The sequence below is a fragment of the Achromobacter sp. 2789STDY5608621 genome, assembly GCF_001299375.1.
Classification (GTDB): domain Bacteria; phylum Pseudomonadota; class Gammaproteobacteria; order Burkholderiales; family Burkholderiaceae_B; genus Achromobacter; species Achromobacter insuavis.
Genome location: NZ_CYTU01000003.1, coordinates 237,458 through 260,046, shown reverse-complemented (window position 1 = coordinate 260,046; position 22,589 = coordinate 237,458). Strand labels below are relative to the sequence as shown.

The following is a 22,589-nucleotide window of genomic DNA, read 5'->3' as shown; positions in this document are numbered from 1 at the left end:
CGCCGGTTACGCGTCGGTCGACGCCGCATCGAGCGCGGCGCTTTTCTGGTTGATCGCGGCCTCCAGGGCCCGCACCCAGTCCGTGCGGCCGGCGCCCTGTTCGAGCACGCGGTAGCCGATCATCGCCGCGAACAGCACCATGGCGTCGGTGTCGTCGCCCTGCGCGGCGGGCGCCTGGCCGATGAACTGTTCATACAGCCTGCCCGCGCCCGCGGCGTAGGCCTGCGCCACGGCGGCGGCCGCCTCGTCCCCGTCCGCATGCGGCGCGAAGGCCAGCAAGGGGCAGCGATGCGCCGCGCGCCGGTTGCCGAGATAGCGCGGCACCAGCGCGGCCACGGGGTTCTCGTTGCGCTTGCCGGCGGCCTCGAAGGCCTTGTCCCAAGCGGCCGACGCCTGCGCGAAGACGGCCGAGACGGCCTGCGCCGCCAGGTCTTCCTTGGACGTGAAATGCCGGTAGAAGCCGCCGACGGTCATGCCGCAGTCGCGCATGATGTCGGCGACCGACACGCCGTCAATGCCCTGCGCGCGGAACAGCCGCGCGGCGCTGGCCAGGATGCGCGCCCGGTTTTCGTCCGCCTGTTCCCGCGATACGCGTCCCATGGCGCTCAGCGGCGGCGGAAGCTGACCACCTTGCTGGTCAGCTTCTGCACTTCCTCGCCGTGCTGGTTGTAGGTGATGCTCTCGACCACGACGATGCCGCGGTCCGGCTTGCTGCGCGAAGGGGTGATGCCGAGGATCGTGCTTTTCACCTGCAGCGTGTCGCCCGGCCGCGTCGGGCGCGCCCAGGCCAGTTCGGCGCCCGCGCCGATGACGCCGTCGGCCAGCGGCATGCTGTCGACCAGCAGGCGCATCGTGATGGCGGCGGTGTGCCAGCCGCTCGCGGCCAGTCCCTGGAACAGCGAGTCGCGCGCCGCGGTCTCGTCCAGGTGGAAGGGCTGGGGGTCGAACTCGGTGGCGAAGCGGCGCACCTGGTCGAGGTCGAGCCGATGCGTGGCGCTGGTGTAGGTGTCGCCAACCGCGAGGTCGTCCAGATACAGTCGGTCGGGGGATGAGGCGGGCGCCATGGGCAATCTCCTGCGGGCAAAGGGACGGGGGTGCTGCAAAATAGATTATTGATGTAATCTAATTGGCGCGCAAGCCGCGCCCGGCCATTGCCGGACCCGACGCGGCTGCCGTCCCCGTCCCACGCCACGCAAGGAATGACGCCATGCCTTTGGTCCGCATCGATATCCGCAAGCACGCCGACCCCCTGTTCGCCAGGAAGATCGGCGAGGTGGTCTACCGCGCCATGCGGACCACCATCGGCGTGCCCGACAAGGACAATTTCCAGATCCTCAACGAACATGACGGCGGCCATTTCGTCTACGATCCTTCGTACCTGGACATCGCGCGCACCGACGGGCTGGTCTATCTCCAGATCACCCTCAACGAGGGGCGCACGCTGGACCAGAAGAAGGCGCTTTACCTGGCCATCGCCGACGGGCTGCACGCCGAGCTGGCGATCCGCCGCGAAGACGTCTTCATCAGCCTGGTCGAGGTCAAGAAGGAAAACTGGTCCTTCGGCAATGGCCTGGCCCAGTATGCCAACTGAGGGCGGCCGCCGGCCGGTCGCCGCTATTCCAGCCCCATGACATCAGACGACTGGATCCAGGTCAGGCGCGACCCCGCGACGGGCATCGAGGTGGTGCATGCGCATTTTCGCGGGCATGCCTACGACCCGCATGACCACGACGAGATGCTGGTCGGCGTCACGCTGCAAGGCGTGCAGCAGTTCCAGTGCGCGCGGCGCACCGTCACCAGCACGGTGGGTCACGCCATGCTGATCGAACCCGGCGCCGTGCATGACGGCCATGCCGGCACCGAGCAGGGGTTCACCTATTCGATGCTCTATCTGCCGCTGTCCTGGGTCGACGGCGCCCTGGCGCGGCGCGAGGGCAAGCCCGCGCGCCAGGCGTTCTCGATGTTCCGGACCTCGTTGTCGCGCGATCCGGCGCTGATCCACGCCATCGTCGGGACGCTGCACAGCTTCGCGCCGGGCGGCCTGCAATTGGCGCGCGACGAGGCGCTGGACCGGCTCATCGCGCAGCTGGCCGCCGACGGCGAGCGCCTGCTCATGCCGGCCCCGCGGCCCGCGCCGGTGAAGCTGCGGCGGGCGCAGGCGTTCATCGAGGCGCACATGGCCGCCGACATCAGCATGGACCAGGTCGCCCACGACTCGGGCATGGACCGCTATGCCCTGGCGCGCCAGTTCCGCCGCGAACTGGGCCTGGCGCCGCACGCCTACCTGGTGAGCCTGCGCCTGCGGCGCGCGCGCGAGCTGCTGGCGCGCGGCATCTCGCCGGCGGACGTGGCCGCGCAGGTCGGGTTCGCCGACCAGAGCCACCTGGGGCGCTGGTTCAAGCGCGCCTATCGCATCACCCCCGCGAAGTACCTGCGCAGCGCACAAACGTTCTAGATCCGCGCGCGCCGTCGGGCCAGGATGGGCGTTTTGTCCTGAATGGGAGTTTCGACGTGTTTGATACCAAAGTGGCGATCATCGTGCGCAATGATCTGGCGACCTGGCAGCGCCTGAATGTGGTCGCTTTCCTGTCCACCGGCCTGGCCAGCGCCGCGCCCGAGATGCTGGGGGAACCCTATGTCGACGCGGCGGGGCATCGCTATGCCGGCATGTCGGTGCAGCCGATTCTGGTGTTCGAGGGGGACCGGGCCGGCCTGCAGGCGGCGCACCGGATCGCGCGCGACCGCGAGCTGACGCTGGCGCCGTTCGTCCATGCCATGTTCGCCACCGGCCACGACGAGGCCAACCGCGCGGTGTTCCGCGCCGAGCCGGCCGACGATCTGGACCTGGTCGGCATCGCCCTGCGCGGTCCGAAGAAGGCGGTGGACAAGGCGGTCAAGGGGCTGTCGCTGCATCCTTGATGCTGTCGCTGTCGCCGCCCTTGTCGGGCGCGGGACGCGCCGGTGCGCCGTCCCGGTAGGCCACCGAGACCATGGCGCCCACGACGAACGTCATCACGATGAAGAGCGTCAGATAGGCCACGATCCAATACGGTCCGCCGTCCACGGCGTAGCCCAGGTACTCGTACAGCGCGCTGTGGGCCAGGCCGCCCGCGCTCACCAGGATGCCCAGGGCCAGCATCAGCGGCCAGCGCGGGTAGGGCATGGCGGCGCGCACGCCGCGCAAGCCGGTTGCGCCGGTCACGGCGGCGCGCGGCAGGGCGGGCGCCAGCAGCGCCAGCCCGTACAGGATCGGCAGCCAGAGCACCAGCACCACGGGCACCAGCACCGCGAAGAACAGGCCCGAGGCCGGGCCGTTCATCAGCGCGAACAACACGTAGGGCAGGTCGCCGGTGGCGCGCGCCAGCGCCGTCACGACCACCGCCAGCAGGCCCAGCATCACCAGGTGCCAGGCTTGCGCCGTACTGCCGCCGGCCTCGATCCGCGTATCGTCCGCGCGCGCGATGACCCGGTGCCAGGCGAACGTCATGCGCGAGAACGCAATCAGGTTGACCAGCGCGAACAGCAGGAACAGCCCGCCCTTGAGCCAGTACAGCGACGCGGCCAGGATGGCGAACGGCAGCGATAATAGGAACACCGCCAGCGACCACGGCGCGGCGGCCAGCATCGCGCGGCCATGGCGCCGGATGGCGCCCGCCGTCGCGTTGAAGAATGAAAGCGCTCCGCGTGCGTTCGACAAGTCGTTCCTCTGTGTGCAATCGACAGGGCCTTGTTTATACCGCAGCCGAGCCGCCCGGAGGTCATCGTTTGCAAGCCTTTACCAAAAGAGAGGAGACCCGATGGAAGTGACCTTGAGCGGCAGGATGGGGGGACCCGAGGCCGGCATCGCATGCCTGCCCGCCATCGTCGCGTATCGCCAGCGGCTGAAGGCCGCGCTGGCGCCGCTGGCCGTGGACGGCCTGGCCGTGCTGGACATCACGCTGCACGTGGGCGGCAGCATCACCGATTTCGCGGCGCAGGGTTTCACGGCGCAGGCGCGCTATCTGCGCAAGCCGGAAAAGCTGACCGTCGCCATTTACGTGTCGCGGCGCGATGCCGAGGCGGAGCGAGAACCCGATGTGGCGGCATGGCTGCTGCGCGGTCTCGAATCGATGCCGCGCTCGGCCAGCGTGGCGGCATTGGACCTGGATGCCGTGCTCGACGCCTTGCGCGCCGCGGGCTGAGCGGCTTGGCCGGGGCGGGCGGCGGTCGCCTTGCCGCCTCGGGTATAGTCAGCTCCACGCCCACTTTTGCAGGCCTTGCCCGATGTCCTCGACACCCGCCCGCCATCTCCGTTGCGCGCCGGCTGCGCTGATCCTCGCCATGCTGTCGCTGGCCGCGTTCAATGCCGGCGCCACCCCGCGCACCGTCTACCAGGGCACCCTGCAAGGGGCCGGTGAAGTGGTGCTGGAACTGGACGACGCGGCCGGCGCCAACGGGGTCGTGAGCGGGCGCTACTTCTATCCCAGGAGCGGCGTCGACATTCCCCTGCGCGGCACGGGCGACGTCCTGTACGAGCCCAAGCCGCACCCGGCGCGGCCGCCCGCCTCGGACAAGGCCACGATCGACGCGGCCGACCGCGCGGCCAGCTGGCAAGGCACGCGTGACGCCAAGGGTTATCACGGACAATGGACCGACACGCGCACCGGCAAGCAGCGCCGCTTCGATCTGCGGCCGGTTGCGCATTACGACACCGAGCAGCTCGAACGCGACCGCGCCCGCGCGCGGGCCGAGCAGGTCGACCTGGGCGATGTCGACCTGAAGGCCGGCATCGACGCCAAGCGCGCGCCCTACGAAACGCTGAAGCTGGCGGGCCACGCCAAGCCGGTGGGCAAGGAAATCGGCGCGGGCGCGGTGGCCTACCGCATGTGGGTGGACCCGCGCACCCAGTTCGCGTATCCGCGGTTGAGCCGCCATCCCGATCCGCAGGTCATGCGGCGCGTCAACGATCTGCTGGAACAACGCCACTGGCGCAAGAGCCTGGGCGCGCTGGAGTGCATGGCGTTTGCCTACACCAGCCAGAGCGAGGCCGGCGGCACGCTGGGCGGGTTCGACGACGAGAACATCAACGTCACCTGGCTGTCGCGCGCGCTGATGACCGTGACGGAGGCGGGCAGCCTGGATTGCGGCGGCGCCCATCCGGCCAATCATTTCGAGCCGTACACCTTCGACCTGTTGCGCGGCGAGTACCTGGACTGGAACCGGGTGTTCGACGCCTACGTGCCGGGCAAGCGCAGCGTCGGCCGCGAACCGAGCGCGGCATTGCTGGGGCTGGTGGACCAGGTGGTCAAGGCCGGCCCGCCCGAAAGCCAGGCCGACCAGCGCCCCAACCTGGAAGACTGCGCCGATCTGTGGCCGCAGTACCTGGCCCTGGGCGCCGTGACGCCGGGCGCGCTGAGCCTGTCGGTGTCCGGCGTGGGCCATGCCTCGGGCGCCTGCCTGGGCACCCACGGCAGCGTGCCGTTCAAGGCGCTGCAACCCTATTTGAAACCGGGTGGGCAGGCGTATCTGGTGACTGACTGATGCGCGAAGCGTGAAAAGGTCGCCCTGAGCATTCAACGGACCGTGGCATGAAGCAGGGCGGCGCCGTGCCAGGCGCCGGCCAGGCACACCAGCAGGGCGGCGCCGGCGGCGGCCATCAGGGCCAGGCGATCCGGCGAGCGGGTGCAATCATCCGGCGCGCAACGCAGCCGGGTGCGGATTCGGGCATATAGCCAGCCGGCCAGGACGATCACGAACAGGCCCGCGCCGATGCCGGCGGGCTCATCGTGCAGGGCGCCGCCGCGCATCAACAGGAAGCTGTTCATCACCAGGCCCAGGCAGGTGCGCCGCCAGGCTAGCAGGGTCCGCTCGGGCTGCAGGCCCGGATCGCGGGGATAACTCATCGGCTGGCGGCGCCAGGTCGGCAGGGCATGAGCATCAGACCCGTTCCAACATCAGCCAGCACACCCCGGCGCCGATGGCGAGCATGGCCAGGCACAGCAGCGCCAGCGCCGGGCTGTGTGGCAGGGCGCTGGCGTGGCGCATGGCGATTTCGTTGCCGCGCCAACGCAGATAGGCGCTGGCGCAGGCCAGCACCGCCAGCAGGCACAGGCCCAGCGCGAGCCCCGTGCGCACGATCGGGCTGCCCGCCATGCCGGGCTGGTCGAGCAGCAGGCCGGCCGCCAGCAACGCCAGCGCCGAGCGGATCCAGGCCAGGAAAGTGCGCTCGTTGGCCAGGGAATAACGGTAGTCGGGGTCGCTGCCGTGGTCACGCCAGTGGGGACGTTGCATGGGTTTCGAGGCTCGAAAAGAGGGGTGATCGGTCGGGCTAGGGTTAGTCCTAGTGAGTCCCGGGATTGAATTTAAGAACTATATAGGACTATAGTTTTGACACGGCGCGGCGTCAACGCGGCGGATCTCGAAAAACAAGGGGCGAGACATGGCAACAGCAGCACCAGCGCAGGTGAATGTACGAGGGTGGGTCGTGACAGTGCTTCTGGCCCTGTTCATGGTCATCAATTTCATGGACAAGGCGATTCTCGGCATCGTGGCCGTGCCGCTGATGCAGGAACTGAGCATCGAGCCGGCGCAGTTCGGCATGATCGCCAGCAGCTTCTTCCTGTTCTTTTCGGTGTCGGCGATCGGCTTCGGCTTCCTCGCCAACCGGGTGTCGTCCAAGATCGTGCTGGTGGTGCTGGCCGGCATCTGGGGCGTGTCGCAAATGCCGCTGGCCTTCTTCGCCTCGGTGCCGCTGCTGTACTTCTCGCGCATTCTGCTTGGCATCGGCGAGGGGCCGGCGTATCCGCTGGCGCTGCACTCCTGTTACTCCTGGTTCGCCGACGACCAGCGCAACGTGCCATCGTCGGTGATCTTCCAGGGCGTGACGGTCGGGCTGCTGATCTCCGGGCCTGTGCTCACCTACATCATGCTCAACCACAGCTGGCACGCGGCGTTCCTGCTGCTGGGCGTCCTGAGCATCGTCTGGATGGTGCTGTGGCTGCTGTTCGGCGGCGACGGGCAGGTCCGCAACGCCGGCGCCAGCGCCGATGCATCGCAGGCGCGCGTGCCGTACTGGGTGCTGCTGACGGACCGCACCTTCCTGGCCAACATGCTGCTGTACTGGACCACGTACTGGATCTTCTCGGTGATGTTCACCTGGATCCCGGCCTACATGAGCAAGGCGCTGGGCTACTCCACGCAGGAAACCGGCTGGATGTTCATGATCTTCACCGGCATCAACATTCCGCTGGTGCTGGTCGGGTCGTGGCTGTCGCAGCGCATGCTCAAGCGCGGCATCGCGTCGATCTACGCCCGCGGCTGGCTCAGCTGTGCGTTCGTGCTGCTGGGCGGTGCCTGCATCCTGCTGTCCCTGTATGTGGCCGAACACCCCACGCTGCGCGTGTTGCTGCTGGCGCTGGGCTGCAACTTGCCGCAACTGACCTTCGTGCTGAGTTCGGCGATCGTCGCCGAGATCTCCTTCGATTCGCAGCGCTCGGCCGCGATGTCGATCAGCAGCGCGCTGGCGACTACCGGCGGCCTGGTGGCGCCGGCCTTGATGGGCCGTTTCATCGGTAGCGGCAACACCGTCGCGGCCGGCTATGAACAGGGCTTCCTGGTGTCCGCGGTGCTGGCCATCGGCGTGAGCGTCATTGGCGTGCTGTTCATCAATCCGCAGGCCAGCCGACGGCGCATGCAGGCACGAATGATCGCCGCGCCCGGCGCCGTCGCCGGGGCCGTGCCGGGTGGCGCGCAGCGGCTGTCATGACGGATCTTCTTCCCTTTCCCAGAACCACGATGAGTCACGAGCCATGAAGCAAACGAAACACGAGCCCGCCGCGGCGACCGCGAGCCAGGACGCGGCGGCCTATCCCCCCGCGCTCGCCCTGTACGTGGGCGGACAGTGGCGCGGTGCGCAGGGGCGGGAAACGCTGGCGGTGCGCAATCCCGCCAACGGCGCCGAACTGGGCAGGTTGCCGGTGGCCACGGACGAGGACATCGACGACGCGCTGCGCCACGCCGACGGCGCGTTCGCCACCTGGTCGCGCACCAGCGCCTGGGAGCGGGCGGCGATCCTGATGCGCGCCGCGCAACTGATCGACGAGCGGCGCGGCGAGCTGGCGGTGGTCCTGACGCTGGAGAACGGCAAGCCGCTGGCCGATGCGGACGGCGAGCTGAGCCGGGTGATCGAGGGCATCGTCTACTGCGCGGAGGAATGCAAACGCGCTTACGGCCGGCAATTGCCGCCCCGCTCGGCGCTGCTGACGCAGACCACCGTCAAGCGTCCGATCGGGCCGGTGGCGGCCTTCGTGCCGTGGAATTTCCCGGCGTTCCTGGCCGCCCGCAAAGTGGCGGCGGCGCTGGCGGCGGGCTGCACCGTGGTGCTCAAGGCGCCCGAGGAAACCCCCGCCATCGGCATGCTGCTGGTGCGGGCCTTCCTGGACGCGGGCGTGCCGTCCGGCGCGATCGGCCTGCTGTATGGCAAGCCGGCGCAGATTTCCGAGCGCCTGATCGCCTCGCCCGTGATCCGCAAGGTCTCGTTCACCGGTTCGGTGCCGGTGGGGCGGTTGCTGGCCACGCTGGCCTCGCGCCATCTGAAGCCGTGCACCATGGAATTGGGCGGCCACGCGCCGGTGATCGTCTGCGACGACGTCGACGTGGCCCGCACCGCGCAGGCGTGCGTTGCCTTCAAGTACCGCAACAGCGGCCAGGTATGCCTGTCGCCCAGCCGCTTCTTCGTGCAGGACAGTCTCTACGAGGCCTTTGTCGCGCACTTCGTGGAGTACGCCAGCCAGCTCCCGGTGGGCGACGGCCTGGCGGACGGGGTGCGCATGGGGCCGTTGAACAACGAGCGGCGCCTGGCCGCGGCGACCGAACTGGTCGACGACGCGCGGCGGCGCGGCGCCCAGGTCAGGCTGGGTGGCGCGCGCGGGGCGGGCGCGGGCTATTTCTTCCCGCCGACGGTGCTGACCGACGTGCCCGCGAGCGCCCGCATCCTGCGCGAGGAACCGTTCTGTCCGGTGGCTCCGATCCTGTCCTTCGGCGACCTGGACGCGGCCATCGCGCGCGCCAATGCCGTCGAGTATGGGCTGGCGGCCTACCTGTTCACCAATGACCTGCAACGCGCCGCCACCTTCGCCGAGGACATCGACGCTGCGTGGATCGGCATCAACAACTTCACGCCCTCGCTGGCCGACGCGCCGGTTGGTGGCGTCAAGGACAGCGGGCTGGGCTACGAAGGTGGGCCGGAAGGCCTGGATGCGTATCAGCAGATCCGCTTCATCAGCCAATCGAATCTGCGTGTTTGACCCATTCCAATCATCAGGAGACAAGACATGACGCAAGCCACGAGTTCCGTGCCCGCGACCCGCAGCGAACATCCGTTGCGGTTCTCCGGCTACCAGCAACGCAACCGCCCCGGCCCGGACCTGGAACTGACCAGCAGCAACCCCGGCACGCCGATGGGCGAGTACATGCGCCGCCACTGGCAGCCGGTGTGCCTGTCGCAGGAGTTGACGGACGTGCCCAAGGCCATCCGCATCATGGGCGAGGACCTGGTGGCGTTCCGCGACAAGAGCGGCGACGTCGGCGTCATGCATCGCCAATGCGCCCACCGCGGCGCCTCGCTGGAGTTCGGCATCATCGCCGAGCACGGCATCCGTTGCTGTTATCACGGGTGGCACTACGGCGTGGACGGCACGCTGCTGGACGCGCCCTGCGAACCGGACGCCACGCGCCTGAAGGAAACCGTGTGCCAGGGCGCCTATCCCGCGTTCGAGCGTGATGGGCTGGTCTTCGCCTACATGGGCCCGGGCCAGGCGCCGCCGTTCCCGCAATTCGATACCTACAGCCTGCCCGCCGATACCCGGCTGGTGCCGTTCTCGAACATCTACCCGTGCAACTGGCTGCAGGTCTACGAGAACATCATGGACCACATGCATACCGCCGTGTTGCACAACCACATGGTGGTCGAAGGCGTGGACGCCGCGACCTCGGCGGGCGTGTCGCTGGAAGGCTTCGGCGACATGCCGGTCATGCAATGGGAAGCGACGCGCGACGGCAACGGCTGCGTGTTCATCGCCTCGCGCCGTCTGCCCGGCGACAAGATCTGGGTGCGCATCACCGAAATGGTGTTCCCCAACTACCTGCAGATCGGCTCGTTGCTGCCCACCGCCGCGCGCGAACGCCATGGCACCGCCGGCTGCACCCGCTGGAGCGTGCCGGTCGACGACGAGAACATGATCATCTTCGGCTATCGCCACTTCAACAGCACCGTCGACCCGGACGGTCTGGGCAACGAAGCGGACTGCGGCGTCGACAAGATCGACTTCCTGGAAGGGCAGACCGGCAACCGCAGCTACGACGAGGGGCAGCGCGCGCCGGGTGACTGGGAGGCCATCGTCAGCCAGGGCCGGATCGCCGCGCACGGCGCCGAGCATCCGGGCGTCTCGGACGTGGGCGTGTACATGTGCCGCAAGCTGCTGCGCAACGCCGTGCAGGACAAGACCGCGCCCTACGCGCTCTACCAGCAGTTGCAGGAGCAGGGCCGGACGCTGCCGATCTATGCCCAAGATTCGGTGCTGGACATTCCCGAACTGGCCGACAAGCAGGCGGACCGCAAGCAGTTGGCGGCCGCCGGCAAGCAGGTGCTGGAGATCATGCGGTCGGCCGACGCGCTGCCGGCGGACCAGCGCGATGCGCACGTGCGCGCCCGGCTCGACGGCATCGACCGCGCGGGCCAGGCGGCCACGGCCGGCTGAGGGATGCGGAGAGAACCATGCTGAAGTTGCGAGTCAGTGCGATCCGGTATGAGGCGCAAGGCATCTATGCCTTCGACCTGGTTGATCCGGGCGGCGCGCCGCTGCCCGCGTTCGAGGCCGGCGCGCACCTGGATATCCGTACCCCGGGCGGCGTCAACCGCCGCTATTCCCTGTGCAACGTGCCGGGCAGCACTGACCGCTATTGCATCGCCGTGCTGCGCGTGCCGGACAGCCGCGGCGGTTCGCGCGCCATGCACGAACAGGTGCGGCCCGGCGACCTGCTGGAGGTGGCTGGCGTGCACAACTACTTCCCGCTGCGCGAGGACGCCGGCCATTCGCTGCTGCTGGCCGGCGGCATCGGCATCACGCCGTTGCTGGCGATGGCCGAACGGCTGCACGCGCTGGGCCGGCCGTACACGCTGCACTACTGCACCCAGTCGCCCGAGCGCACCGCCTTCGCCGGCTATCTGGCCGGCGACAAGTGGCGCGGCCGTGTCTTCCTGCACCACGATGGCGGCAACCCCGCCAACGGCCTGGATCTCGGCCAACTGCTGGCGCAGTGGCCGGACGATGGCCAACTGTATTTCTGCGGCCCGCCCGGTTTCATGCGCGCGGTGCAGGCCGCCAGCGCCCATTGGCCGGCGGGAGCGGTGCATTCGGAGCATTTCGGCGCCGACCTGGCGCCGGCGCCGCCGCCCGCGGCGGACAGCGAGCCGGCCAGCCTGACGCTGCGCCACAGCGACCGGTCGGTGCCGGTGGCGCCGGGGCAGACCATCCTGCAGGCCCTGCGCGACGCCGGGGTGGCCTGCAATTCATCCTGCGAGGCCGGACTGTGCGGTGAATGCAGGCTGCACTACCTGTCGGGCCTGATCGAACACAACGACTACCTGTTGAGCGACGAAGAACGCGCCGACAGCGTACTGATCTGCTGCGCGCGTGTCCGCGAGGGCGCCGTGGTACTGGACATCTGAGGGGAAGGGAACGTGGAGACCAGGGAGTTTGACTACATCGTCGTGGGCGCGGGCTCGGCCGGGTGCGCCGTGGCCGCCAGGCTGGCGCAGGACCGCAAGACCACGGTGCTGCTGCTGGAGGCAGGTCCGCGGGACCGCAACATGTGGATCCACATCCCCATCGGCTACGGCAAGACCATGTTCAACCCGCAACTGAACTGGCAATTCGAATCCGAGCCCGAACCCAATCTCGACAACCGCAGGATCTACATCCCGCGCGGCCGCACCCTGGGCGGGTCCAGCTCGATCAACGGCCTGGTCTACATCCGTGGCCAGAAAGAGGATTTCGAGCGGTGGCGGGCGCAAGGCAACGTCGGCTGGGGCTGGGACGATATCTTGCCGTACTTCAAGCGCTCCGAGGCCAACGAGCGCGGCGCCGACGCCTGCCATGGCGGCGATGGTCCGCTGGCGGTGTCCGATATCCGCGGCCGCCACCCGCTGATCGAGGCCATCATCGGCGGCGCCAACGAACTGGGCGTGCCGCGCACCGACGATTTCAACGGCGCGCGGCAGGAAGGCGCCGGCTATTTCCAGCTGACCACCCGCAATGGCCTGCGCTGCTCGGCCGCCAAGGCCTACCTGCGCTCGGGCATCGCCGGCGACAATCTGTGCGTGCAATCCGATGCGCACGCCACCGGCCTGATCCTGGAGGGCCGCCGCGCCGCGGGGGTGTCGTACCTGCGCGCGGGCCAGGCCTGCCAGGCCCGCGCCCGGCGCGAGGTGGTGCTGAGCGCCGGCGCGATTCAGTCGCCGCAATTGCTGATGTTGTCAGGCATCGGCGACGCCGACGCGTTGCGGGCGCTGGGCATCGCGCCGGTGCACCATCTGCCCGAAGTCGGCCGCAACCTGCAGGATCACCTGCAGTCGCGGCTGATGTACCGCTGCACCCGGCCGATCACCACCAACGACGCCCTGCGCACCTGGTGGGGCACGGCCCGCATCGGCCTGCAATGGATCCTGCGCCGCGCCGGGCCGGTGGCGGCCGGCATCCAGCTGGGCGGCATGTTCGCGCGCACCAACGACGCCGAGCAGACCCCCAACGTGCAATTCCACTTCGGCACCATCAGCGCCGACATGACGGCCGGCCGGCCGCATGATTTCTCCGGTTTCACCCTGTCGGTCTGCCAGTTGCGGCCAACCAGCCGCGGCCGGCTCGACCTGGCCTCGCCCGATCCGCTGGCCGCGCCCCGGGCGCGCTTTAACTACCTGGACACCGAGTTCGACCGGCGCACCATGGTCGAAGGGGTGCGGATGGCGCGTCAACTGGTGCGGACCCGTTCGCTGTCACCGTACGTTGCCGATGAATACCGGCCCGGCTTCAACGTCGAGTCGGACGACGACGTCCTGCGTTTCATCCGTGGGTACGCCACCACCATCTTCCACCCCGTCGGCACCTGCCGCATGGGGGCCGACGCCGATGCCGTGGTCGATACCCGGCTGCGGGTCCGCGGGGTGGACCGGCTGCGCGTGGTCGACGCCTCGATCATGCCCCTGCTGCTTTCCGGCAATACCAACGCTGGTAGCATCGTGATCGGCGAGAAAGGCGCCGACATGATCATGCAAGACAGGGAGAAAATCTCATGAGTACCTTGGAACGTCGTCTGGAAATCTTCGAGACGCTGCATGCACCCGATCCGACCCGCCGGCCCAAGTACCAGCGGCTGGTCGAGGTGCTGGTCGACGCGGTTCGGCGCGGCATCTGGCAGCCGGGCGACCAGTTGCCGGCCGAGGAGGAACTGGCGCAGCTCACGCCGTTCAGCCTGGGCACCGTGCAGCGGGCGTTGCGCGACCTGGTGGAGCAGGGCCTGGTGGTGCGCATGCACGGCCTGGGCAGCTTCATCGCGGAGGCGCCTCGCCAGATCGAGGATCCCTGGCATTGCCGCTTCCTGGACGACGATGGCGCCGTGCTGCCGATCTTTTCGCAAGCGGTCCTGCGCACGCCCGTGACCGGCGCGGGGCCCTGGAACGAATACCTGGGAACCGAGGCCAATGTCATGCGGCTTGACCGCATCATCATCATCAACGACGAGTTCCGCATCTCCAGCCGGTTCTACGCCGACCGGCAATTGCTCAAGCGCCTGTGGGACATGCCCATGGACAAGCTCAACGGCGCCAATTTCAAGAAAGTCATCATCCAGCAATTCAAGTTGCCGATCACCAACATCACCCATCTGGTGAAGCTGGTCGATTTCGACACCGAGTCCTGCGAGCGCATCGGCGTGCCGCATCCCTACCGCGGCATCTACATGCAGGCCGTGGCGCGGTCTGGACGCGGGCAGTGCGTGTACTACCAGGAATTCTTCCTGGGCCCGACCTCGCGCGATCTCGCGTTTCCCGATTCGAATTTATCAAGCGGCTGACATCAGCCATTCAACCTAGTAGAGCCATGACCGTGAAACCGAAGAACCTGTTGATCATCATGTCCGACGAACACTCGCCCAAGGCCTTGGGCTGCTATGGCAGCGAGATCGTCAAGACACCCCATCTCGATGCCCTGGCCGCGCGCGGCACGCTGTTCCGCTCGGCCTATTGCGCCAGCCCGGTGTGCATTCCCGCCCGGGCTTCGTTCGCGGTGGGCAAGTACATTCATCAGATCGGCTATTGGGACAACGCCGACGCCTACGATGGCGCGGTGCCCAGCTGGCATCATCGGTTGCGCGAACGCGATCATGACGTGGTTTCGATTGGCAAGCTCCATTTCCGCCAGCCCGGCGAGGACCACGGGTTTTCGGAAGAGATCATCCCCATGCACATCATCGAGGGCAAGGGCGATCTGATGGGCCTGGTCCGCAGCGAACTGCCGGTGCGCAAGGGCGCCTACAAAATGGCCCACTTCGCGGGGCCCGGCGAGAGTTCCTACACCTTCTACGACCGTGAGATCACGGCCCGCGCCCAGGTCTGGCTGCGCGAGGCGGCGCGACGCGAATCGGACAAGCCGTGGGTGCTGTTCGTGTCGCTGGTGGCGCCGCACTTCCCGCTGACTGCGCCGCCTGAACACTATTACCGCTATTTCAACCAGAACCTGCCGCTGCCCAAGCTGTACGACCGGCGCGAGCGGCCGGACCACCCCTATCTGGTCGACTATCGCAACAGCTTCAACTACGACGACTATTTCGAGGGCGACGCGGTCAAGCGCGCCGTCGCCGGCTACTACGGTCTGTGCTCGTTCCTGGACGAGAACATCGGCAAGATCCTCAACGCGCTGGAGGACGCCGGCCTGGCCGATGACACCCGCGTGATGTACACCTCCGACCACGGCGACAACCTGGGCGCGCGCGGTCTGTGGGGCAAGTCGACCATGTTCGAGGAAACCGCGGGCGTGCCGCTGATCATGGCGGGCGACGACATTCCGCGCGGGCGGGTGGTCGACGTGCCGGTCACGCATATCGACGCCTATCCTACGGTGCTGGACGCCGTCGGCAACACCGAGCCGGCCTTGCGCGAAGGCTATCCCGGCCATTCGCTGTTCGACATCGTCCGCGGCGAGACGCCGCGGCGCAACGTGCTGGTGGAATATCACGGCATGGGTTCGACCACGGGCGCCTTCATGATCCGCCACGGCAAGTACAAGTACATCGAATACGCCGGCTATCCCGCGCAGTTGTTCGATCTGGAAGCCGACCCCGAGGAACTCCAGGACCTGGCCGCCGATCCGCGCCACGCCGATACCGTGCAGGCCTGCCGCCAGCAGCTGTATCTGATCTGTGACCCGCAGGCGGTCGATCGCCAGGCCAAGGCGCGCCAGCAGACGCTGCTGCGCGAGAACGGCGGCCGCGAAGCGGTGATCGCCCGCGGCGATCTCGGCTTCACGCCAGTGCCGGGTTCGGCCTTGGCGTTCGACTGACGCGGCACGGCAGTCGCGCCCGCGCGGGCATCGCGGCGGGCGCCCAGGGCCGGTGCGAGGCCCCTTTCAGTGTGGGCGGGCCCCGGCCTTCTCTTCCTTCGATTCCATTTGGGACGGCATATGCTCTTCGGGCCGATGTTGTGGTTCACCCTGGGCGGCGCGGCCGTCGCGGGCTTCGTGCAGGGGCTGTCGGGTTTCGCGTTCAGCATGGTGTCGATGGCTATCTGGGCCTGGGTGCTGGAGCCGAGCCTGGCCGCTGTGTTGACGGTGTTCGGCGCGCTCGTCGGCCAGGTGACCGGGGTTTTATCGGTGCGCCAGGCGTTTCCGTGGAAACTGTTGCTGCCGTTTCTGGCGGGCGGGGCGCTGGGCGTGCCGCTTGGCCTTGCCCTGCTGCCCCTGCTGGATCCCGCCGTCTTCAAACTGCTGCTGGGAATCGTGCTGGTCGCCTGGTGTTCGTTCATGTTGCTGTCGCGCCGCAAGATCGAACTGGACAGCGGTGGTCGCCTGGGAGAGGGCATCGCCGGCCTGTGCGGCGGGGTATTGGGCAGCCTGGCGGGCCTCACGGGACTCGCGCCCGCCTTGTGGTGCACCCTGCGCCACTATCCCCGCGAAATGCAGCGCAATCTGATCCAGGGATTCAACCTGCTGATCCTGTCGTTCACGATGACGTGCTACGTCGTCTCGTCGACCGTGTCGCTGGCCATACTGCCCTGGTTCGGGGCGTTGCTGCCCGTCGTCATGGTGTCGACCTGGCTGGGCGCGCGCCTGTACGCCCGCCTGTGCGACGAAACGTTCCGCCGCGTCGTCCTGATGTTGTTGACGCTATCCGGCGCGGCCTTGCTGGTCTCGTCAGCCCGCGCCTTCCTGTGACGCAGGCCGGTGACGGTCTGACTTGGAGATATCATGCTTCGAACTGCCATTCTCGTTTCCTGTTTTGCGCTCTTCGGCGCGGGCGCCCAGGCCAATCCCTGGCCGCAACGCCCCGTCACGTTGATCGTGCCGTATCCCGCCGGCGGAGGGGTCGATACCGCCGCCCGCATCTACAGTGCCGCCATTTCCAGGATCCTGGGACGGCAGGTCGTCGTGGAAAACCGCGCGGGCGCTTCGGGCGCGATCGGCGCCCAGGCCGTTGTGCGTGCCGCGCCAGACGGCTACACGTTTCTGCTGTCGTCGCCGGCGGAAGTCCTGGTTACACCCATCGCCGGAAAGCCCTTGCCCTATGATCCGGAAAAGGACTTGACGCCAATCGCGTTCGTGGGCGACACGCCTTTGGGAATCGTGGCGCATCCCGAGCGCGGTCCGAAGTCGCTAGGTGAATTGGTTGCCAGTTCACAAAAGCAAGGTGTCAAATTCAACTATGGCACGCCGGGCAGTGGCAGTACGATGCATTTCGCCGGCGCCGCGATGCAAGCGATTGCCGGCGTGAATTGGCAACACGTGCCGTACAAGGGCGCCGCGCCAGCGGTCAACGACGTTCTCGGAGGCCAGATCGACTTCGTCATTACGGGCTTGCCCCCGCTGGTAGCGCACATCAAGACCGGCAAACTGACCCTGCTGGCGGTTACATCCGCGAATCGTTCGCCGCTGTTCGCTGACGTGCCCGCCATCTCGGAGCTGCCGTCGATGGCTGGTTACCAATTCACCAACTGGCTCGGGCTCTTCGGCCCCGCTCAATTGCCTCCCGGGATCGGAAGAAAAATGAGCGCCGCATTCGAAAGCGCGGTCCAGGACGAAGCGGTCCGTCAACGATTGCAGGAAGCCGGCTGGCGTGCCGTCGTGCTGGAGCAGGACGCATTTGTTCAGTTCCTGGCGCAAGAGCGCTCTCGCTACCAAACGGTGCGCGACAAGGCCGGGATGATCATTGAATGACCGCGCGTGCCGCTTGCGTCGTCACCGATGGCGCGATGGCCATGATTTCCCGTTCCCACAGTTTCTTTCCAAGGACCTGCATGAATCCTGATAACCAGCGCCTGCTCGACGAATTGCGCGGCATCGTCGGCACGGCCCATGTCCTGACCGACCCGCAGCATACCCAACGGTTCCGTACAGGATTCCGCTTCGGCTTCGGATCGGCGATCGCGGTTGCGCGGCCGGGCAGCCTTCTGGAGCAATGGCGATTGGTCCAGGCATGCGTGGCGCACGGCAAGATCGTGATCATGCAGGCGGCCAATACCGGCTTGACCGGAGGGTCGACGCCGGACGGCGATGACTACGATCGGGAGATCGTGATCATCAGCACGTTGCGCATGAAGAAAATACAGCTGATCCGTGACGGGCATCAGGTGATCTGCTTTCCCGGCGCCACCTTGGACCAGCTGGAGAAAGCGCTCAAACCGCTGGGACGTGAACCGCACTCCGTCATCGGGTCTTCATGCATTGGCGCTTCGGTATTCGGAGGGATCTGCAATAACTCCGGTGGATCATTGGTGCAGCGCGGCCCCGCCTTTACCGAGATGGCCGTGTTTGCGCAGTTGGGGCAGGACGGCAAACTATCCCTGGTCAACCACCTGGGCATCTCATTGGGAGAATCCCCCGAGGAGATCCTGCGGCGTCTGGATGACGGCACCTACCGTCCTGACGACATCGGCGATGGCGGACGCGGGTCGGATCAGGATTATGCGCGGCACGTCCGCGACGTCGACGCGGACTCGCCCGCGCGGTTCAACGCGGACCCGAAACGGCTGTACGAGGCTTCCGGGAGCGCCGGCAAGCTGATTCTCTTCGCCGTGCGCCTGGACACGTTTCCGGCGGAAACGCAGACCGACGTTTTCTACATCGGGACGAATGATCCGGCGGAACTGACGGATATTCGACGATACCTTCTGACGGCCTTGCCGGAGCTGCCCATCGCGGGGGAGTACATGCACAGGGATGCGTTCGATATCGCCGACGTCTACGGCAAGGACACTTTCCTGGCTATCCGCAGACTGGGCACCGCAAGGCTTCCCGCCTTTTTCGCGTTGAAAGCGCGCGTGGACAATTTCTGCGCGAGATTCCCGTTCTTCCCCAGGAACATGAGCGACCGGCTGTTGCAGTTCTTCAGCGAACGCTGTGGCGATCATCTGCCCGCTCGCCTGCGCGACTTTCGCGCCCGGTATGAACACTATCTGATGATCAAGGTGTCGAGAAAGCTGAAGGAGCCGCTTCAGGCTTTCCTGGATTCCTATTTCAACCAGGCCACGGGCGCCTGCTTCCTGTGCTCCCCGGAAGAAGGCGCATCCGCCTTCCTGCTGCGATTCGCGGCGGCCGGCGCCGCCGTGCGCTACCGCGCCATGCATCCGGATGCGGTGGAGGATATCGTCGCGCTGGATATCGCCCTGAAGCGCAATGACCGGGACTGGCTGGAGGTTCTGCCCGAGGACATGGAGACCGCCATGGTGGCCAAGCTCTATTACGGACACTTTCTTTGCCATGTCTTCCATCAGGACTACATCGTGAGAAAGGGCGTGGATTGCCTGGCGCTGGAGCACCGCATGTGGAAGCTGCTGGACGCCCGTGGCGCGCAGTATCCGGCCGAACACAACGTTGGACATCTGTATCGCGCCGGCCCCGAGCTTCGGAATTTCTACCGCGCCCTGGATCCTTGCAATCAGTTCAACCCAGGGGTCGGGCAGCTATCAAAGCGCAAGAACTGGATGTGAGGCGGCGAAGTCCCTCGTCGGATCGCTGCCGCGTTCTGCCACGACCCGTGGCGCGTCAATCCTCCTTCAACAACGCCAACACGTTCTGCGCCAACTGATTGGCTTGCGTCAAGGCGACCTTGCTGGCTTGCTGCAGGATCTGCTGGCGCGTCAGGTTGGAGGTTTCGACGGCGTAGTCCGCGTCCTCGATGCGGCTGCGGGCCTGGCCGAGGATATCGGCGGTGTGGTTGAGGTTGGTGATGACCGAGCCCAGGCGGTGCTGCATCGCGCCCAGCTCGCCGCGCAGGCTGTCGACCTGGCCCAGGGCGTGGGTCACCCGCTTCATGGGCACGACCTTGAGGTTCACGGTGGGCGGCGCGTGTTTCGGCTTGAAGGACACCTCGCCGGTGGACGAAATGCTGATGTCGTAGAAATTGCCATCGCTGCCGCTGATGACGTATTCGCCGTTGGCGTTGCCGGTGGCGTCGGTCAGGTAGTGCACCTTGCTGTGCTGGTCGAACAGGGGCCGGCCATCGTCGGCGGCGGGCACCGGCGCGAGGCTCTGGAGAAAATCGAACAGTCGGATGGGCGTGTCTTTCTTGACGGCGTCGGCGGCAGGCGGGGGGCCGGGGGGAGGCGCGACCACGGGCGGCGTGGGCGTGGGGGCCGGCACGGCAGGGGGGGCGACCGGAACCGGAAAGGTGCGGCCGACCAGCGTGGGCACGCCGCTGCGGGTGATCGCCGCCGCTTCCGCGGCGCTCAGGGTGGTTCTGTCCAGGCGCGGCAGGACGCTGATGTCGATGTCAACGACGCCTCCCACGGGCGCGGGCAAGGTGGGAATGCGGTACTCGTTGCGGGCGAGACCGCCGTGGACCTCCTGGACGAGGTATTGCGTCGTGCCGTTGAACTGGTAACTCAGGAGATAGGCGTCGAATATCGTGAGGACGGTGGCGCCATTCCTGATGCTCAGGACGGCGGTGGTGGTGGGGGGCGCTATCGCGGGCGGCGGCGCGACCGCCGGTGGCGGGGCGATCGGCGCGGGCTCGGACTGGGTGTCGATCACCGTCCTGTCGACGGCGCTGCCCAGACGCGGATCATGCACCACGTCGATCTGGTCCAGGTTCAGGGTTTTCGTGTTGACGAGCCGGGTGTTGAGTGTGAGCGTGTCGCCATCGTGGGCGCCGACCTGGATGGACAGATCGGCGTCCTGGGCCAGCACGTCGAGGCTGTTGAAGCGGGTCTGGTGCGAAATCCGCTCGATTTCGCCGAGATGCTGGTCGATCTCGGCCTGGATGGATTCCAGGTCGCCGATCGAGTTGGTGGAATTCTGCGCCTGCACGGCGAGTTCGCGGATGCGTTGCAGGCTGTGGCCCATCTCGCCCAGCGCGCCCTCGATGGTCTGCGCCAGCGAGATGCCGTCATTGGCGTTGCGCGCCGCCTGGTGCTGCCCGCGGATCTGGGCGGTGAAATGGCTGGCGATGGATTCACCGGCGGCATCGTCCGCGGCGTGGTTGATGCGCAGGCCGGACGACAGCCGCTCCGTGGCCACGGCCAGCGCGGATTCCGACTTGCCCAGGTTGGTGCGCGCCCGTAACGACAGGGACTGGTTTCTGATCGAGGGCATGAGGTTCTCCAATGCGAGGTTGCCAGCCGGCCAGTGCCGCGGCTGTCAGCGGGATGCGGGCTGTCGTGCTGCGGGAATGGCGCGGGTTGTTTCGAGCCGTCGTGGACGGCGTGGCGCGTGACGAATCAGCGCGCCGAACGATGCGGGGGCGATGATGGCACGCGGCCCACACTGGGTGGGCCGGTTTGCGCCGAGTGGGCACGGCTTTGTTTATCCGAAGAGGGATAGATCATTCTAAAAATGCTAAGCCGATCCCCCGCCGGCCGTCTCGCCGCGCGCTCGAATCCCGGATTCATCCGACGCGGCGAGCGTCTGGTCGGCGCGTCGCCGTGGCGTCGATCCGGGCATAGAGGCCGAACCGGCCGCCCGATAAGCCGCTTTGGGGACTCAAGACCGCTCCCAAAGCCGATAAACGGTGTGTCTCTGTTGACGACGTTACCGCCCATGCCGAGCATGGGGTCCTGCAATGGAGATCATGATGCATAACCCTCCGCATCCGGGCGAAGTCCTTCGGGAAGATGTCATCGCCGCCTTGGGGCTGTCCGTGACGGAAGCCGCCGATCGGCTGGCGATGTCACGGGTGGCCCTGTCCCGGGTGCTCAATGGCAAGGCGGGCATCAGCCCGGACCTCGCTGTCCGGCTGGAGCAAGCCGGGGCGGGTACCGCGCAGGCATGGGTGGCGATGCAGGCGAATTACGATCTGTGGCAGGCCTTGCAACATGCGCAGCCGCCAGTCAGGCCCCTGGCGTCCGCGGCGCCTGGACGATGACGGGTCCATGCCCTATCCGACCCGCGCGGCATCGGGCTGCGCCTGCGCCTTCAACCAGCGCTTGAAATCGTCCACGACTTCCCTGGCATCGGTGCGCGCATAGAGGCTGAACCGGCCGCCCGTGTCCTGGAAGCCGAGGGGGGCGGCCAGCCGGCCGGCCCGGATATCGGCCTGCGCCAGTTCGCGGGGCGCGATGCCGATGCCCAGGCCCGCCACGGCGGCTTCGAGCATGTGGCCGAGCTGGTCGAACTGGCGCCTGGGCTGCTGCGCGCCGAGCGTCACGCCGCTGGCCTGCGCCCAGTGTTCCCAGGCGGCGGGGCGCGCCGCGGCATGCAGCAATGGCGAGCCGAGCACGTCGGCCGGCCGCCGGATCCGCCCGGCCAGCGCCGGCGCGCAGACCGGCCCGATGCTTTCCTGGAACAGCGGCACCGCCTCGATGTCCGGCGAACGGTGCTCGTCGGCCACGATCAGCACATCGACCACGCGCCGCTCCAGCAACGCGATGTCGGCCGCCGTCTGCAGGCGCACCTGGACGCCGGGATGGGCGCGCTCGAAGTGCTCGAGCCGCGGAATGATCCAGTTGGACAACAGGCTGGCCGGCGCGCCGATCACCACCTCGGTCGATGCCGAGCGGCCGAGCAGTTCGGCCAGGCGCTGTTCGAGCATGTCGAACGCCGGCAGGCAGACGCGGTGCAGATCCTGGCCCGCCGCGGTCAGCCGCACGCCCTCCGAATGCCGCTCGAACAGCTTGCCGCCGAGCCAGGTCTCGAGCTGCCGGACCTGCTGGCTGACCGCGCTGTGCGACACGCCCAGCTCTTGCGCCGCGAGCGACAGGTTCAGGTGGCGGGCGGCGCTGTCGAAGACGCGCAGCGAGTTCATGGGAGGCAGGTTTCTCATGCCGTTGATATTAGAAAATCTGATACCGATGGGCAAGAAATCTATGATTTATCTGGATGTTTTGTCTGGATACCATGGTTGCCATGTTC

General features: G+C 67.3%; 23 protein-coding genes. 16 read left to right on the top strand and 7 right to left on the bottom strand.

Going from position 1 to position 22,589, the window contains the following annotated elements:
- Positions 1 to 6: 6 nt before the first annotated feature.
- Entirely contained in the window at positions 7 to 600 is a 594-nt protein-coding gene (locus AOZ53_RS05265; RefSeq protein ID WP_054429869.1) for a TetR/AcrR family transcriptional regulator, read from the bottom strand.
- A 5-nt stretch (positions 601 to 605) separates the two neighbouring features.
- Positions 606 to 1,064, bottom strand: a complete 459-nt coding sequence (locus AOZ53_RS05260; RefSeq protein WP_054429868.1) for a MaoC family dehydratase — start codon at positions 1,062 to 1,064, stop codon at positions 606 to 608.
- Positions 1,065 to 1,207: 143 nt separating this feature from the next.
- Here AOZ53_RS05260 and AOZ53_RS05255 point away from each other — a divergent pair, with 143 nt between their 5' ends.
- The 3 genes from AOZ53_RS05255 to AOZ53_RS05245 are packed head-to-tail and all read left to right on the top strand — an operon-like array spanning position 1,208 to position 2,919.
- A complete protein-coding gene (locus AOZ53_RS05255) occupies positions 1,208 to 1,591 on the top strand; it encodes a tautomerase family protein (protein ID WP_054429866.1) in 384 nt (127 codons plus the stop codon).
- A 36-nt stretch (positions 1,592 to 1,627) separates the two neighbouring features.
- Positions 1,628 to 2,455 (top strand): AraC family transcriptional regulator, encoded by an 828-nt coding sequence (locus AOZ53_RS05250; RefSeq protein ID WP_054429864.1) that lies wholly within the window; start codon positions 1,628 to 1,630, stop codon positions 2,453 to 2,455.
- Between the two features lie 56 nt (positions 2,456 to 2,511).
- Entirely contained in the window at positions 2,512 to 2,919 is a 408-nt protein-coding gene (locus tag AOZ53_RS05245) for a DUF2000 domain-containing protein (RefSeq protein ID WP_054429862.1), read from the top strand.
- Here AOZ53_RS05245 and AOZ53_RS05240 read toward each other — a convergent pair.
- Positions 2,894 to 3,697, bottom strand: coding sequence for a hypothetical protein (locus AOZ53_RS05240; protein ID WP_197286445.1), 804 nt, complete (start codon positions 3,695 to 3,697; stop codon positions 2,894 to 2,896). The two genes, AOZ53_RS05245 and AOZ53_RS05240, sit on opposite strands and share 26 nt — an antisense overlap.
- 100 nt (positions 3,698 to 3,797) lie before the next feature.
- Between AOZ53_RS05240 and AOZ53_RS05235 the strand changes: the two genes are divergently transcribed.
- Both AOZ53_RS05235 and AOZ53_RS05230 read left to right on the top strand, forming a co-directional pair.
- Positions 3,798 to 4,181, top strand: a complete 384-nt coding sequence (locus AOZ53_RS05235) for a hypothetical protein (RefSeq protein ID WP_054487124.1) — start codon at positions 3,798 to 3,800, stop codon at positions 4,179 to 4,181.
- 82 nt (positions 4,182 to 4,263) lie between these two features.
- Positions 4,264 to 5,520 (top strand): hypothetical protein, encoded by a 1,257-nt coding sequence (locus AOZ53_RS05230; RefSeq protein ID WP_054487122.1) that lies wholly within the window; start codon positions 4,264 to 4,266, stop codon positions 5,518 to 5,520.
- Positions 5,521 to 5,552: 32 nt separating this feature from the next.
- Here the strand turns inward: AOZ53_RS05230 and AOZ53_RS05225 are convergent, their stop codons facing one another.
- Both AOZ53_RS05225 and AOZ53_RS05220 read right to left on the bottom strand, forming a co-directional pair.
- The gene (locus AOZ53_RS05225; RefSeq protein WP_054429857.1) at positions 5,553 to 5,882 is read right to left on the bottom strand and encodes a DUF202 domain-containing protein; all 330 of its coding nucleotides are present in this window, start codon (positions 5,880 to 5,882) and stop codon (positions 5,553 to 5,555) included.
- Between the two features lie 34 nt (positions 5,883 to 5,916).
- Entirely contained in the window at positions 5,917 to 6,270 is a 354-nt protein-coding gene (locus tag AOZ53_RS05220; RefSeq protein ID WP_054487119.1) for a DUF202 domain-containing protein, read from the bottom strand.
- A 193-nt stretch (positions 6,271 to 6,463) separates the two neighbouring features.
- Here AOZ53_RS05220 and AOZ53_RS05215 point away from each other — a divergent pair, with 193 nt between their 5' ends.
- The 10 genes from AOZ53_RS05215 to dld all read left to right on the top strand — a co-directional run bounded on the left by AOZ53_RS05215 (position 6,464) and on the right by dld (position 19,231).
- Complete coding sequence (locus AOZ53_RS05215) at positions 6,464 to 7,744, top strand: MFS transporter (protein ID WP_231689755.1); 1,281 nt, start codon at positions 6,464 to 6,466, stop codon at positions 7,742 to 7,744.
- Between the two features lie 43 nt (positions 7,745 to 7,787).
- The gene (locus tag AOZ53_RS05210) at positions 7,788 to 9,284 is read left to right on the top strand and encodes an NAD-dependent succinate-semialdehyde dehydrogenase (protein WP_082385522.1); all 1,497 of its coding nucleotides are present in this window, start codon (positions 7,788 to 7,790) and stop codon (positions 9,282 to 9,284) included.
- Between the two features lie 27 nt (positions 9,285 to 9,311).
- Entirely contained in the window at positions 9,312 to 10,736 is a 1,425-nt protein-coding gene (locus AOZ53_RS05205; RefSeq protein WP_054487116.1) for a Rieske 2Fe-2S domain-containing protein, read from the top strand.
- A 17-nt stretch (positions 10,737 to 10,753) separates the two neighbouring features.
- Entirely contained in the window at positions 10,754 to 11,707 is a 954-nt protein-coding gene (locus AOZ53_RS05200; protein ID WP_054487114.1) for a PDR/VanB family oxidoreductase, read from the top strand.
- Between the two features lie 12 nt (positions 11,708 to 11,719).
- The gene (locus tag AOZ53_RS05195; RefSeq protein WP_054487113.1) at positions 11,720 to 13,330 is read left to right on the top strand and encodes a GMC family oxidoreductase; all 1,611 of its coding nucleotides are present in this window, start codon (positions 11,720 to 11,722) and stop codon (positions 13,328 to 13,330) included.
- Positions 13,327 to 14,106 carry a GntR family transcriptional regulator gene (locus AOZ53_RS05190; RefSeq protein ID WP_054429846.1) on the top strand — a complete coding sequence of 260 codons (780 nt, stop codon included), beginning with the start codon at positions 13,327 to 13,329 and terminating at the stop codon, positions 14,104 to 14,106. Before AOZ53_RS05195 ends, AOZ53_RS05190 begins: the two co-directional genes overlap by 4 nt.
- Before the next feature lie 26 nt (positions 14,107 to 14,132).
- Entirely contained in the window at positions 14,133 to 15,590 is a 1,458-nt protein-coding gene (locus AOZ53_RS05185; protein WP_054487111.1) for a sulfatase-like hydrolase/transferase, read from the top strand.
- A 120-nt stretch (positions 15,591 to 15,710) separates the two neighbouring features.
- A complete protein-coding gene (locus AOZ53_RS05180) occupies positions 15,711 to 16,460 on the top strand; it encodes a sulfite exporter TauE/SafE family protein (protein WP_054429843.1) in 750 nt (249 codons plus the stop codon).
- A gap of 33 nt (positions 16,461 to 16,493) precedes the next feature.
- Positions 16,494 to 17,459 carry a Bug family tripartite tricarboxylate transporter substrate binding protein gene (locus AOZ53_RS05175; protein WP_054429841.1) on the top strand — a complete coding sequence of 322 codons (966 nt, stop codon included), beginning with the start codon at positions 16,494 to 16,496 and terminating at the stop codon, positions 17,457 to 17,459.
- A gap of 80 nt (positions 17,460 to 17,539) precedes the next feature.
- Positions 17,540 to 19,231, top strand: coding sequence for a D-lactate dehydrogenase (gene dld / locus AOZ53_RS05170; protein ID WP_156333276.1), 1,692 nt, complete (start codon positions 17,540 to 17,542; stop codon positions 19,229 to 19,231).
- A 55-nt stretch (positions 19,232 to 19,286) separates the two neighbouring features.
- On the opposite strand, the gene AOZ53_RS05165 is transcribed toward dld, so the two are convergent.
- Positions 19,287 to 20,834, bottom strand: coding sequence for a flagellin N-terminal helical domain-containing protein (locus AOZ53_RS05165; protein ID WP_054487110.1), 1,548 nt, complete (start codon positions 20,832 to 20,834; stop codon positions 19,287 to 19,289).
- A 475-nt stretch (positions 20,835 to 21,309) separates the two neighbouring features.
- Here AOZ53_RS05165 and AOZ53_RS05160 point away from each other — a divergent pair, with 475 nt between their 5' ends.
- On the top strand, positions 21,310 to 21,603 hold the full coding sequence (locus AOZ53_RS05160) for a HigA family addiction module antitoxin (protein WP_054430324.1): 294 nt from the start codon (positions 21,310 to 21,312) through the stop codon (positions 21,601 to 21,603).
- 12 nt (positions 21,604 to 21,615) lie between these two features.
- Here AOZ53_RS05160 and AOZ53_RS05155 read toward each other — a convergent pair whose 3' ends face one another.
- Positions 21,616 to 22,482, bottom strand: a complete 867-nt coding sequence (locus AOZ53_RS05155) for a LysR substrate-binding domain-containing protein (RefSeq protein WP_054478685.1) — start codon at positions 22,480 to 22,482, stop codon at positions 21,616 to 21,618.
- Positions 22,483 to 22,589: the final 107 nt, after the last annotated feature.